The following is a 14,328-nucleotide window of genomic DNA, read 5'->3' on the forward strand; positions in this document are numbered from 1 at the left end:
ATTCTTTGAATTGTTAGAGAATATTAAATCGGGACTTAGCCTTCAATCCATTTTCCATCTTGATACACAAGACTCCATTTGGTTGGCTTGCCTTCTGGCGTTTCCGAGCCAATATACTGAGCCTGATTTTTACGGCTAAATTTCACAATCGTGGTATTGCCTTCAGGATCTGTATCTGGAGCTTTTAACAAATACTGATATTTTGGATCAAGCTGTTCAGCAACGGTACGCAACTCAGCAACTTTCGGCGCACGGGTTTCACGGACTTTTGGAAACTTGCTAGCTGCGAGGAAAAGACCTGCTGCACCATCACGCAAGACAAAGAAATCATCGTGTTTTGCTGAACGCAAATGTTCCATCTTGATCGGATCAACACGTGGTGGTGCAGGTTGTCCATTTTTCAAGACTTTACGGGTATTTTCACAACTGGTACAGGCAAAGTAAGGGCCAAAACGTCCAGTTTTTAACTGCATTTCGCCATCACATTTATCACATGGAATGGTCGGCCCATCATAACCCTTGATCTTGAACTCACCTTCTTCGAGTTCATAACCACCACAGTCTGGATTATTACCACAGACATGCAACTTGCGCCCGCCGTCAATCACATAGCTGTCCATAGCGGTGCCACATTTTGGACAACGGCGTTTTGACATCAGATCAGCAGTTTCTGCACCATCGTCATCAGACAAAATCGCCAAAGATTCAACAGGCGTTAAATTCAGTGTGCCTTTACAGCGCTCTTTTGGTGGCAAGTTATAGCCCGAGCAACCCAAGAACACACCTGTTGTTCCTGTCCGAATCTGCATTGGGCGACTACATTCAGGACAATGCACATCTGCAACTTCCACGGGCTGATTGCGGCGCATGCCCTGTTCGCCCTGTGCCACATTCAGACGCTTTTTAAAGTCACCATAGAACGTATCAAGTAACTCTTTCCAACCACGTTCGCCGATGGCTACTTTATCAAGCTGACCTTCAAGATCTGCCGTAAAGGCGTAGTTCATCAGGTTATTAAAGCTTTCGTCCAAACGGTCGGTGACAATTTCACCCATTTTTTCCGCAAATAAACGGCGGTTTTCCAGTTTGACGTAACCACGTTCCTGAATGGTAGAAATAATCGCAGCATACGTCGAAGGTCGACCGATACCGCGTTTTTCCAGTTCTTTCACCAAAGATGCTTCGGTAAAGCGCGCAGGCGGTTTGGTAAAATGCTGACTCGGGTCAAGTTTGATCAGTTGTAGTGCATCACCTACTTTGACCGCAGGTAACAACACGTCATCATCAGATTTATTGACACCACGAACTTTGGTAAAGCCATCAAATACCAAAGTTCGACCTTTGGCTTTGAGTTCGATATCAGCTGCCTGAACCAACAGTGTCGAAGACAGATATTCGGCTGGCGTCATCTGACATGCAACAAACTGGCGCCAGATCAAATCGTATAAACGCTGTGCATCACGTTCGACACCAACGAGCTGATCACCTGCCAAAGCCACATTGGATGGTCGAATGGCTTCATGTGCTTCTTGTGCACCCGCTTTATTGCCATAACGGTTTGGCTGTGCAGGCAAATATTTAGCGCCATACTGACTAGTAATATGTTCACGTACCATATTGACTGCATCATTACTCAAGAATGTCGAGTCAGTACGCATATAGGTAATAAAACCTGCCTCATACAAACGCTGCGCCAGCATCATTGTTTTCTTTACAGAAAAACCTAAACGTGTACTGGCTGCCTGTTGCAAGGTCGAGGTGATATACGGTGCACTTGGATTGACCTTGGTCGGTTTATCTTCGCGTTGTGCCACTTGGTACTGTGCACCTTGCAAAGTTGCAAGTAACTGATCAGTATCGGCTTTATTTCTTAATTTGAGGGTTTTTCCTGCCTGTTTGACAGCCTCTAAACGAATATCATCTTTTTTCGACTGGGTATCTGCAAAGACCTGCCAGTATTCTTCAGGAATAAATGCCCGAATTTCCCGCTCGCGCTCTACGACAAGCTTCACAGCCACCGACTGTACACGCCCTGCCGATAACCCTCGGGCAATTTTTTCCCAAAGCAGTGGTGAAATCATAAAGCCGACTACGCGATCAAGAAAGCGACGGGCTTGCTGTGCATTGACGCGATCAATATCTAGGCGGGTTGGATGCTTAAACGCTTCTTGAATGGCATTTTTGGTAATTTCGTTAAACACGACACGGCGATAACGTGAATCATCACCACCAATCACTTCACGCAAATGCCATGCAATCGCTTCCCCTTCACGGTCCAAATCCGTTGCGAGATAGATTTCATCTACTTGTGAAGCCAGTTTTTTTAATTCAGCAACGACATGTTCCTTGCCTGGCAAGACTTCATAGTGCGCAGACCAGCCATGTTCAGGGTCAACACCCATACGGTTAATCAGCGATTGCTGAGCTTTTTGCTGTTTTTCTGCATCGGTCAGCTTGGTGCGGGTTGTGGTTTTTTTCTCACCTGTTTTGGCTGAACCGCCTGTCGGTAGGTCACGGACATGCCCTACCGAAGACTTGACGATATATTCATTCCCCAAATACTTGTTAATGGTTTTCGCTTTGGCTGGAGACTCCACAATCACCAGTGCACGCTTATTGGTCGCACTCGCGGATTGTTCTGTAGTCGTTTTAGCGCTAGACCGAGGAGCATTCGCCATAATGGTATTCGTTTCCTATTTCTAAAATTTTAAAGTTCAGCCAAAGCTGTAAGGTAGGCTTTCATTGCTTCCAGTTGGGTTGCATGTAAGTCTGCATGTTCATCCCAATATGCACCAATACAGTTCGCCTGCATATCAATAGCATAAATCCCCTTTAATGCAATGGGATAATCTTTAAATTTGTCATCACCATAGACCAATTCAAACTTGTCGTCCTGAATTCGGGCACGCATTAATGGCAATTTTGCTTCAGGCAGTAGCACGCTGTAATACGCCACCATACTGGCGCGATTTTCAGTGGCTTTGGGTATTTTTGTCCATTCTGGTGCAGCAATTAAGCGTGGATGCAACCCCATCTTGCGCGCTTTATCACGCATTATGCCAAGGGCTTTTTCACGTGGGTTGACTCTTAACCCCAAGACCGAACCCAATACAAATAGCACAATAATAATGGTAATCCAAAGACCCATACCTGACGTTCTTCATTTATTCATCTTGTATTAGAGTTACATAAGCTGAATAGAAAAGGCAAGTTTTCCTGATCAAGTGCAAGTCAGCTTGCGTATCTTTGCAGCCATATTTGCAATTTTTTGGATTAAAACCAATTTGCCCTTAACCAAGCTACCGCATTTTTATGGCTATAGAGGGGGATGTGGATTCAATAAAAGTAGGCTTTCAAGGCACCATCAATGCCCTGTTCAATAGCATCCATCACTTTTTTGTGCTCAGGTTTAAACTGATTAGGACATTCTGCCCATCAAAAATAAATGCGCTTTTTTCACTTCATGCTGTTTCAATGACACCATTGAGGCTTAGTAATGTGGCGGCTTATTGGTTAAAGGATCAAACGGTGCAATCCCTTCTGATAAATCTGCTGCTTCGACACGCTGATACAAAAACTGCATTTGTTTTTGCAAATCCGCAATTTCCAAGCTTTGTCGAGCCAATTGTTCATTCAATTGTTCAACTAAATCATCTAAAAATGCAATTCGGACTTGCAAATCTTCAATGGGTGCGGAAAATGACGCTTGATCATCATATGGTGGTTTAGTCATTTAACACTCCTCAATTTGGGATTTTAGGAAACTCTATGGCCTATATTACTTTAAGGGATGTCCAACTTGCATTTGGTGGACCCGCCCTTCTCGACGGCGCGAACTTTACTTTGGAACGTGGCGAACGAGTGTGTTTGATTGGGCGCAACGGTGAGGGTAAGTCTACTTTACTTAAACTGATTGAGGGAAGCTTATTGCCCGATCATGGTGAAGTTTTAGTGCAAAATGGCTTAACCATTTCCATGCTTGCGCAAGATGTACCAATGGATTCGGGTAAAGTTGCCGATATCGTTGCCGATGGTGCAGGTGAAGCTGCCGAAGTTTTAAAACAATATCATGCCGCAAGCGATGCCTGCGTTTTGGGTGATATGGCTGCCTGCGAACGCATGGGCGACCTGCAACACAAACTGGATCAGCTTGATGGTTGGACCTTAGAAAACAAGGTCAACACCATTTTGGGCAAAATGGGCTTAGACCCGAATGCAGATCTGGCAGATTTGTCGGGTGGTCGTAAGCGTCGTGTGCTATTAGCCCGAGCACTTCTTACCCAGCCTGATGTCCTCTTACTCGACGAACCGACCAACCATTTGGATGTCGAAAGCATTGAATGGTTAGAAAAATTCTTACTCGAACAAAATAACTTAACCCTGCTGTTTATTTCGCATGACCGTTCTTTTGTAGATCGCCTAGCGACACGTATCGTGGAACTGGATCGTGGGGCACTGCGTAGTTTTGAAGGCAACTATTCACGTTACCTTGAACTCAAAGCCCAACAGCTTGAAGCTGAAGAAAAGCAAAATGCGCTGTTTGACAAAAAACTGGCTGAAGAAGAAGCATGGATTCGTCAAGGCATTAAAGCGCGTCGTACCCGTAACGAAGGTCGTGTGCGCGCATTAAAATCGCTACGTGAAGAATCCAAAGCGCGTCGTTTCCAACAAGGTAAAGTCAACATGGGCGTTCAGGAAGCACAACGCTCAGGCAAACTGGTGTTCGATATTGAACATTTGGGTGTGCAGTATGGTGATCAACCACTGATTAAAGACTTCTCTGCGCTGGTGATGCGCGGCGACCGTATTGGTCTTGTTGGTGATAACGGTGTCGGTAAAACTACACTTATCAAAGCCATTTTGGGCGATATTGAACATACAGGTACTGTAAAAACAGGTACGCAGCTTGAAGTCGCCTACTTCGACCAGTTGCGTAATCAGCTTGAACTTGAAAAATCCGTGGCTGCCAACGTCTCGGAAGGTTCTGACTTTGTCGATGTAAATGGTCAACGCCGTCATATTTACAGTTATTTGCAAGATTTCCTATTCTCACCTGAACGTGCCCGTACTCCAGTCAAAGCCTTGTCAGGTGGTGAGCGTAACCGTATCTTACTGGCAAAACTATTGCTCAAGCCATCCAACCTGATTGTCATGGACGAACCGACCAATGACCTCGATATGGTGACGCTAGAGTTGCTTGAAGATATGCTGGCAGAGTACAAAGGCACATTGCTGTTGATTAGCCATGACCGTGCCTTTATGGACAATGTCGTGACTTCAACTTGGGTCTTTGATGGTAAAGGCGGTATTGCCGAATATATCGGTGGCTATCAGGATTATCTGTTACAGCGCCCTGACGAGAGAGTGGTCGATCAAAAAGCTGATGTGAAAAAAGCGCAAGCCAAAGCAGAAGCCGAGAAACTGGCAGCCGAAGCTGTGCCTAAAAAGGTTAAACTCAGCTACAAAGATCAGCGCGAACTTGAGCAATTGCCTGCCGAGATTGAAAGTCTGGAAACAGAACAATCTGAACTCTCTGCAAAACTTGCCGATGGCTCATGGTTCTTAAAAGATGCTGATACTGCAACTCAAGCCAGTCAACGCCTCGCAGAAATTGATGAACTTCTGCTGGAAAAATTAGAGCGTTGGGATGAGCTGGAAAATATGGTGAAAGGAAATTAACACCTCAAGCCGTATAGATAAAAAATTAACCACGCTACGGCGTGATTAATTTTTTTAATTCGAAATAAGATCGGGTTCAGTTATCGCTTGCAACTGGAGAACTAGCGAAATTTCTGATGATTAGCTTTTCTCATATTATCAATCGTAGGAATTGCCTGCTCATGCGCCTGTTGCAAATTTCCAGCTTTAACCAAAGCCAAAGTTTGAGTGAGTTCCGTATTCAAACCATCTAGTGCTTTACGATATCCTAGAACCTCAGGGCTGTTATCAGGCTGACCAATCAATTTCATCGGAATAGACTGCTTGGCATCCAATACCGCCTTCTGCATGGCAGTTAATGCGGTCAGCGCTTGCTGGGTATTTTGCGTCTCTTGAAATAACTCGTAATTATTTTCTAGTGTTTCCATATCCTGCCCCAAATCTGCAGCAAAAACTGACTGCACCGCGAGGCTCAAGGTTACAGCGCCAAGCATCTGTCCTATTCTTTTCACACAATATCTCCTTACTCGTTACTTAGTCTTAAATCCGCAGATCTCATGATAATGCGGTTGGTATGCTGATTTTTACACAATAAGCTTATCTGTTTTTTAAATTCGGATTAAAAACCCGCTGAGTCGATGCAGGATATTTTTGCAGTTTATTCTCTGGGCGAATCGGGCGTCTTACCAGCTCACCGCCACAATTTGGACAGATAAAATTTAAAATCTGTTCACTGCACAACAAACAAAAAGTGCATTCAAAAGAGCAAATCAACACTTCCTTCGAATCCACGGCTAAATCGACATTACAACACTCACAGTTTGGACGTAGCTCCAGCATGATTATTTTCCCTTGGACTTAGAGCAACCGTAAATCGCTCTGCTGCTTGGCATGATTTAAACTTTCATGCTGATAAAGCTGGTAATTTTCCTGATCAAAGCACACAAAAATGACCTCAGTCACCTGAATTGAAGTTTTCAAAAAATCAATCACCGTGGCTAGGGCAATATTGACCGCACGTGCTTTGGGAAAGCCGTACACACCTGTAGAAATATTGGGGAAAGCCACGCTATGCAGTTGCTTGGACTCGGCCAACTCCAGACTATGACGATAGGCATTTGCAAGAAACTGATCTTCATCATACATGCCATTTTTCCAAATCGGTCCAACCGTATGAATCACGTATTGTGCAGGCAATAATCCTGCATGGGTAATCACGGCTTCACCCACTGCACAGCCACCTTGACGTGCGCGAATCTGCTGACATTCCGTCAAAATTTCAGCCCCACCTTTGCGATGAATAGCACCATCTACCCCGCCACCACCGAGCAGCGAACTATTGGCAGCATTCACAATTGCATCAACCTTCAGCTCTGTAATATCGCCCTGTATAATTCGGATTGTTTTCATTGTGCCCTCCGCTTGATGCGCATTGATTCGATTTTAGCTCAAATCTTGCACTATACTCGGTTTGATTCAAATTGTGATTAGCCTGTCTAAATGCCTTGATTGTATTTTCTGCAGCGCATATTGCCCGTTTTTTACAACAGCACATATCTTGGGCGTAGTTACAAAAATGGCTGATGGACAGCGTACTTTCAGCACTTGCCGTACGCATTTTATTGGAACAACGTCGTTAACCAGTCACCATGTATTTATATCCATTGCGATAACTGTTGAATTTCGAAAATCAGTTCATGCTACACTGCACCCAGTTTTTTATTCAGTTTTTATCGCCATATGAGTAAACAGCAAGATTACATTCCTGGTCAATTTCAATGGTCTTTTCTACTGCCCAAATACTGGGGGGTATGGACTGCTATTGTCTTTCTTATGCTTCTTGCGATTTTACCGTGGGCAGTTCAGCGCCGTCTGGCACATGCGCTTGCCAATCTGGCGTGGAAATACCTCAAGTCTCGCCGCAAAACCACCATTCGCAATCTGGAAGTGTGTTTTCCTGAATGGTCACGGAATGAAGTTGAGCAACATGCCAAGCAAGTTTTTGTGGACATGATGCTCGGGACTTTTGAAACCTTAAATGCGTGGTATAAGCCACAATGGTTTAAAGATCGCGTCACGATTGAAGGTCTGGAACATATTACTCATGCGCAACAAAAGGGTCAGGGAGTACTGCTACTCGGAACGCACAGCACCCTGCTCGATGCAGGCGGGTACATCTGTGCGCAGTACTTTGAACCCGATGTAGTCTATCGCCCGCAAAACAACCCGTTACTGGACATGCTGATTTACCGCAGGCGTGCCACGATTTATAAAAATCAAATTGACCATGACGACATGCGCGGTCTGATTCGCCATCTGAAAAATGGACGTGCCATCTGGTATAGCCCTGATCAGGATTTTGGTCTAAAACAAGGCGTTATGGCACCTTTCTTTGGCACGCCTGCAGCAACGGTTACGGCGCACCGCCGCTTGTTAAAAATTTCCAAGGCTGCGGCAATTCCGCTGTATTTTTATCGTTATGGTGATGAAGCCGACCCTCATTATCATATTTTGATTGAGCCGCCTGTTGAAAACCTACCTTCTGACGATGAAGTCGATGATGCAACACGTGTTAATAAAATTATTGAAAATCAGCTACGTATTGCTCCAACGCAATACATGTGGTTTCATCGCCGCTTTAAAACCCGCCCTGAAGGCTACGACAAAATTTATTAAAATCAGGAATTCAGCATGAAAGTGATGCAGCTTCTTCCAGAACTCAACAGTGGTGGTGTGGAACGTGGGACATTAGAAATTGCACGTGCTTTGGTTCAGCAAGGACACACTTCTTTGGTGGTTTCCAATGGCGGTCGCTTAGTGCCTGAGCTTGAAGCCGAAGGTTCAACCCATATTCAGTTGCCAATTCACAAAAAAGCCTTGTCGAGCCTGTGGCAAATTCGCCCTCTCAGAAAAATTATTGAGCAGCATCAGCCTGATATTGTACATGTACGCTCGCGTGTGCCTGCTTGGCTCACGCATTTTGCTCTAAAAGGCATTCCTGCTTCACGCCGCCCACATCTGGTCAGTACGGTGCATGGTTTTTATTCGGTCAACCGTTACAGTGCCATTATGACGCATGCCGAAAAAGTGATTGCGGTATCTGACAGTGTCGTTGAATACATTCGGCAAAATTATCCAGCGTGCCCACCACAGGATATTGTGCGGATTTATCGTGGGATTGACCCCAAAGCCTTTCCTCACGGCTATCAACCAACTGCGCAATGGCTGAATCAGGTTTACAACGATTATCCTCAACTCGAAAACAAATTTCTGCTGTGTCTACCTGGACGGATTACCCGTTTGAAAGGACATGAAACCCTGATTCAACTCATGACACAGCTAAAGCAGCAATATCCACAGGTTCATGCATTGGTCGTGGGTGGTGCAGATGAGAAGAAACAAGCCTATTTGGATGAACTGCAAAATAGCGTGCAACAACACGGTTTAACCGAACACATCACCTTTGTCGGGCATCGTTCTGATATTCGTGAATGGCTGGCTCTCAGTGATGTGGTGCTGTCACTTTCCAATCAGGCAGAAACCTTTGGGCGTACGGCACTTGAAGCATTATCTGTCGGTACGCCAGTGATTGGCTGGAACCGTGGCGGTGTCGCGGAAATTCTGTCGCAGGTCTATCCGCAAGGACTAATCGAAGTCGATGATCAGGTAAGTTTACTGCGCAACATTCAACAACATATTGAACAACCCGTGACGGTTGCCCCTGTAACGCAGTTTAGTTTGCAGGATATGTGTCAAAATACGCTTGCCTTGTATCAGCAATTGCTACAACGCCAATAAATCAAAACCCGAACTAGATGGAACATCCAGTTCGGGTTAATTGAGGTTGTGTTTTCAGATCTTATTATTGTTTTTATTGTATCTATCCATGTTGCCATCATGCCATTGATGTTATCCACTCAGCACGTCTTCCTTACGGGATACTCCATTCCCATACTTCCTTGTGCCGATAAACCTAGAATAAAATGAAATCCTAAAGCTGCATAGCAGATATCTGCTGTACAGAATGTACGCATATGCTTACATCAGCCAAGCAAGTGTTATACTTTTTTCAAATTAAGGTGATATTTATTTGATCTAAAATTATGACTGCTTTTTATTGCGTACTCCACACAGAATCAAGGTGAGATTTGTTTAATTATTCAACAATTTTTTTTGCTTAAAAACTCAACATCCGAGCAAAAACAACACCTTGAAAAACCCCCATTAAATTTAAGCTATGTTTTTAATTTTTATAATATAAGTAGCTAAGACTATCTTTATTAGTTTTGTATGTATCATAAACAAGTTATTTCACTCAAAAATCTTTCTGTTTGACTTATGTAGCGCTTGCAGTTGGGGAGACTTTTGATACACTCAAAACCCTTTTATTTTTTTATGACAATACCGAGGCACAATGACATGAAAGTAGGTCTGGTCGGTTGGCGTGGGATGGTTGGTTCTGTCCTTATGCAACGTATGGTTGAAGAGAATGACTTTGCACATTTTGAGCCATTCTATTTTTCTACCAGTAATGCAGGTGGTGAAGCCCCTGCTTTTGGTGGTAAGACTGCCCCAGCACTTATGGATGCATCAGATATTAAGAGTCTGAAGCAAATGGATGTCATTATTACCTGCCAAGGTGGTGACTATACTTCTGAGATTTTCCCAAAAATTAAAGCGGAAGGCTGGAACGGTTACTGGATTGATGCGGCATCGACTTTACGTATGGATGACCAAGCCATTATTGTGCTTGATCCAGTCAACCTGAACGTGATTAAAGATGGTTTAGTCAAAGGCACCAAAACTTTCGTAGGCGGTAACTGTACTGTTTCTCTGATGTTGATGGGCTTAGGTGGTCTCTTCCAAAACAACTTGGTGGAATGGGCAACTTCCATGACTTATCAGGCAGCATCAGGTGCTGGCGCGCAAAACATGCGTGAACTGATCACAGGCATGGGTTATTTGTATAACAACACCAAAGATTTGTTAGATGATCCTAAATCTGCGATTTTAGACATCGATTCTAAAATTGCTGAGTTGCAACGCGGCGAAGGCTTCCCTTCTGCAAACTTCGGCGTACCTTTGGCGGGCTCATTAATTCCTTACATCGACAAGCAACTGGAAAGTGGTCAGTCTAAGGAAGAGTGGAAAGGTCAGGTTGAAACCAACAAAATCTTGGGTAACCAGCAAATCGTACCAATCGATGGGCACTGTGTGCGTATCGGTGCAATGCGTTGCCACTCTCAGGCGTTGACGTTGAAATTGAAAAAAGACGTGCCTCTCAATGAAATCGAGGACATGATTCGCCAGTCAAACCAGTGGGCAAAAGTGATTCCAAATACCCGCGAAGCGTCTATGACTGACCTGACACCTGTTGCTGTTACTGGCACATTAAGTGTTCCTGTAGGTCGTCTACGCAAACTCAATATGGGTAAAGAGTATCTTGGTGCATTCACTGTGGGTGATCAGTTACTTTGGGGTGCTGCAGAACCACTACGCCGCATGCTCCGCATCTTGATTGACTATAAAAATGCATAATTTTGAATTTTAAATTGAAAAGCCGGTCTGAAAAGATCGGCTTTTTAGCATCTTTAAAATTTACAATTCATTTACATACAGCTACATTATAGTTAAAACAATCAACAGTTCCATTTTGTGGATGAAAATGACTGCATATAACAAACTCGCTTCAGCACTGATTTTATGTTTCGCTGCACACAGTAGCTATGCATTAACTTTTAACGCCGCCCAAATTGAATCAACTCAAGGGCAATTGTTATATGTCGAAATTCCTTATACAAATGCCAGCAATAATGCTGCAATTCAAGCAGGTTTAGCTGACCCTGATGACCTGATCCGTATGGGTGCTAGCCAACAGGATGTGAGTGGATTAAATTTCTTTGTACGTCGCACGGGAGCAAGTAGCGGCGTGATTGTCATCACTTCATCTCAACCCATGACCAATAAAAATATCAACCTGATTGTAAAAGTCCAAGATGCCGATGGAGCACATTTACAACAAATTCAAAAAAATCTGGGTGGAAATAATCCCCCTAAAGCACTCATAGCCAAAGCAGGCCCGATTAAAGCCTCAACTCAAGAGCAAGTCCTGGTTCCAAAACAGATTGTCAGTGAAAAAGATATTGCACTTAACTTACCTGAGAGCAGGCGCTACACAACAACAGCTGCTCCAGCAAATAATCCACCAGCACCTAGTCATCTTTTAGCAATCAGTGTTGCTGCACCGCCAAAGCTAACCACGGCAACATCAAAAAACAACCAGACGAACATAACAACAACGACTGCCGCACCTGCCAGACCTGTAACAACAACGACAGCTGCATCTGCCAAGCCTGTAACAACAGCTGCTGCAACAGTATCTTCACCTCAGCCACTCCAAAAGCACAGTCAACCACAAGCTACGCCAGCAACAGCTCAAACATCGGTAGAGGTCAAAAAACAAATCCCTGTTGTGCACCACCGAACTCCAGCAAAACCTGCACCTGTTGCCACAACTAAAGAAACTGCGAAGAACAATCACTATGTGGTGCAGCGTCAGGATTCTTTATGGAGTATTGCAGCACGGATTTCCGAGCAAAGCCATCAGCCGATTGGCGAAGTAATGAAACATATTAAAGCACTGAACGAACATGCCTTTGTTGGTGGAAATATCAATCGCTTAAGAGCAGGAACTAACCTGAACCTAAGTAATGCCCCTCTCCCTACTCATACAGCGAACACGACAAAAACAACAAAAACAACCTCAGCAGGGAAATATGCGACGAAATATCGCCTAGACCAAGCAGAAATGAGACTCGTGACCGAAAATACAGATACATCTTCGAGTAAAATGGGAGGTAATAGTCAAAATGCTCAGAAAACTGCGCCTGAATTATCATTAAAAGTTATGACAATTCGTAAAAAAACCGTTACATTACAAAAAAATGTAGTTCAATTGGATTTGGCTCTGCAACAAAAAGACCATCAAATTCAATTATTAAATGCTCGACTTGCGCAATTACAGCAACAGTTGCAACAGCAACAAAAAGCCAACAAGCCAAGTCATTAATGAGAACTGTTTTTAGCCTGAATACATTGTTGCGAATGCAAGGATAAAAAAATGTTGCTATACATCATTATTCCATTTGTTCTATTACTCGTTGTAGCCATTGTGCTTAAAAAACGAGGCTCGGGGCAACAAAACACTGATTCTAGTCGATCAAAAAGAAAAGTTGAGTCGAAAAAGAAAGCGCGTTCTGGTACGACGGCGTCTGAGGTAACTAATACTCAGAACACAATTTCTGCTGAAGCAAAGCCTAAAGAACTCGACCCTGACTTACGTCGTCAAATTGAAAACCTGATCCGTGAGAAAAATTTCAATACGGCTGAAGCAATCATTAATCAGGCTCTCAATGCAGATCATGAGCAACACAGTTTATATTTATTATTGTTGCAGATTCATATTGAGCAAAATGATCAGTTCTCTATCAATCAATTAATGGCGCATCTTCGTGCATTAAATTTATATGACATTATTGCCGAGGCAGAAAATTGCCTGACAGAAAAAAAAGAGCCCGTAAAGCCCGATACCATCCAGCACACACCTATTCAGCTTCCAGATGAAGCACCTGCTGCTACTGTCGTTGAACCTAAAAAACCAGCAGCTCCACAAGTCAAAGCGGTTGATTTTGATTTACTTAAAAATGATTTAAGCGATGAAGCACACAGCGAACCTGAACCGACACATAGTGGCTTGTCTTTTGAGAAATTAGAAGAAGAATTACACAGTGTATCCACGACTGCTCAGGAAACAGCACCTGCTTCAAAAGTAGAAGAACACAAGCCTCTTGAATTTAGCCTTGAAGGCTTTAACAAGACTGAAATTGATGAGCCAGAACCAGCAGCAACCAAGCATGTTCACCTCTCTGTTGAACCACGTGCAATAGAAAGCAAAGGCCCCGAACATTTTGCCAAGAAAGTGACTTTTGGTAAAAAAGAGGATGTCATTCCTGAAGTTGCTAAAACAGAACATCATGAAGCAGCCTTCCAGCATCATCATGAAACAACCCATAAAACTCAAATTGAACATGTACATGTAGAAGAAGTACAAGAAGCACCTGCTCTCGAGTTTAAATTTGATCTTACTGAACCTGCTGTTTCCAAAGAAAAACAGCCAGAACCTGAAGCTGAGCCAATTCAACAGGCTGATATCGCATTTAACTTTGAAACGGTCAGTACTGAAGCTCAAGCTGAACCACAGCCTGTAGTAGAAACACAGGAACTGGTGTTTAGCTTTGACAAGCCAGATGCTCAGCCAGAAATTGAACCTGAAACAGTCATAGCTCCTGCTCCTACAGTTGACATTGCAGCAGAGCCTCTGTCTATAACCAGTTTCGATACACTGCCAAGCAACACTATAGAATCAACTGTTGCAGCTGTAGAAGAACCTGCTCCAGAAACAGCAAAAGCACCTGTAGATTATGTAGTTCAACAATTCCCTGAATTGGCTGCACTCAGTGATACCAAACTCAACTTATCACTTGCAGAACAGTACATTCGTTTAGGTGCATTTAGCTCAGCACGGGCTTTATTAGAAGATTCACAAGTGCAATATCATGCTGATGAATTAGATCGCGCCAAATATTTATTAAATCAAATAGCATCTTAAAG

Annotated in this window: 12 protein-coding genes; 6 read left to right on the forward strand and 6 right to left on the reverse strand. The window is 43.6% G+C overall.

The window, feature by feature from the left end:
• Nucleotides 1-35 precede the first annotated feature (35 nt).
• From topA to ACX1N5_RS02455, 3 genes are all read right to left on the reverse strand, one after another.
• A complete protein-coding gene (topA, locus tag ACX1N5_RS02445) occupies nt 36-2,678 on the reverse strand; it encodes a type I DNA topoisomerase (RefSeq protein ID WP_458799752.1) in 2,643 nt (880 codons plus the stop codon).
• 29 nt (nt 2,679-2,707) lie between these two features.
• Nucleotides 2,708-3,148 (reverse strand): ammonium transporter, encoded by a 441-nt coding sequence (locus ACX1N5_RS02450; protein WP_116726767.1) that lies wholly within the window; start codon nt 3,146-3,148, stop codon nt 2,708-2,710.
• Between the two features lie 342 nt (nt 3,149-3,490).
• Nucleotides 3,491-3,733, reverse strand: a complete 243-nt coding sequence (locus ACX1N5_RS02455; RefSeq protein ID WP_004899303.1) for a SlyX family protein — start codon at nt 3,731-3,733, stop codon at nt 3,491-3,493.
• 35 nt (nt 3,734-3,768) lie between these two features.
• Between ACX1N5_RS02455 and ACX1N5_RS02460 the strand changes: the two genes are divergently transcribed.
• The gene (locus ACX1N5_RS02460; protein ID WP_458799749.1) at nt 3,769-5,679 is read left to right on the forward strand and encodes an ATP-binding cassette domain-containing protein; all 1,911 of its coding nucleotides are present in this window, start codon (nt 3,769-3,771) and stop codon (nt 5,677-5,679) included.
• Nucleotides 5,680-5,780: 101 nt separating this feature from the next.
• Here ACX1N5_RS02460 and ACX1N5_RS02465 read toward each other — a convergent pair whose 3' ends face one another.
• From ACX1N5_RS02465 to ACX1N5_RS02475, 3 genes are all read right to left on the reverse strand, one after another.
• Complete coding sequence (locus ACX1N5_RS02465; protein ID WP_458799747.1) at nt 5,781-6,170, reverse strand: cytochrome b562; 390 nt, start codon at nt 6,168-6,170, stop codon at nt 5,781-5,783.
• A gap of 85 nt (nt 6,171-6,255) precedes the next feature.
• Complete coding sequence (locus ACX1N5_RS02470; RefSeq protein ID WP_458799745.1) at nt 6,256-6,498, reverse strand: DUF1272 domain-containing protein; 243 nt, start codon at nt 6,496-6,498, stop codon at nt 6,256-6,258.
• An 18-nt stretch (nt 6,499-6,516) separates the two neighbouring features.
• Nucleotides 6,517-7,068 carry an O-acetyl-ADP-ribose deacetylase gene (locus ACX1N5_RS02475; protein WP_458799743.1) on the reverse strand — a complete coding sequence of 184 codons (552 nt, stop codon included), beginning with the start codon at nt 7,066-7,068 and terminating at the stop codon, nt 6,517-6,519.
• 330 nt (nt 7,069-7,398) lie between these two features.
• Between ACX1N5_RS02475 and lpxL the strand changes: the two genes are divergently transcribed.
• The 5 genes from lpxL (at nt 7,399) to ACX1N5_RS02500 (ending at nt 14,326) form a co-directional block, all read left to right on the forward strand.
• Complete coding sequence (lpxL, locus tag ACX1N5_RS02480) at nt 7,399-8,334, forward strand: LpxL/LpxP family Kdo(2)-lipid IV(A) lauroyl/palmitoleoyl acyltransferase (RefSeq protein ID WP_458799742.1); 936 nt, start codon at nt 7,399-7,401, stop codon at nt 8,332-8,334.
• Nucleotides 8,335-8,349: 15 nt separating this feature from the next.
• The gene (locus ACX1N5_RS02485) at nt 8,350-9,456 is read left to right on the forward strand and encodes a glycosyltransferase family 4 protein (RefSeq protein ID WP_458799740.1); all 1,107 of its coding nucleotides are present in this window, start codon (nt 8,350-8,352) and stop codon (nt 9,454-9,456) included.
• A 621-nt stretch (nt 9,457-10,077) separates the two neighbouring features.
• Nucleotides 10,078-11,196 (forward strand): aspartate-semialdehyde dehydrogenase, encoded by a 1,119-nt coding sequence (asd, locus tag ACX1N5_RS02490; RefSeq protein WP_004754312.1) that lies wholly within the window; start codon nt 10,078-10,080, stop codon nt 11,194-11,196.
• Between the two features lie 127 nt (nt 11,197-11,323).
• On the forward strand, nt 11,324-12,727 hold the full coding sequence (locus tag ACX1N5_RS02495) for a FimV/HubP-related protein (protein WP_458799738.1): 1,404 nt from the start codon (nt 11,324-11,326) through the stop codon (nt 12,725-12,727).
• Nucleotides 12,728-12,778: 51 nt separating this feature from the next.
• Entirely contained in the window at nt 12,779-14,326 is a 1,548-nt protein-coding gene (locus ACX1N5_RS02500; protein WP_458799736.1) for a hypothetical protein, read from the forward strand.
• The last annotated feature ends 2 nt before the right edge of the window (nt 14,327-14,328 follow it).

It is taken from the genome of Acinetobacter sp. ANC 4636 (assembly GCF_054454555.1).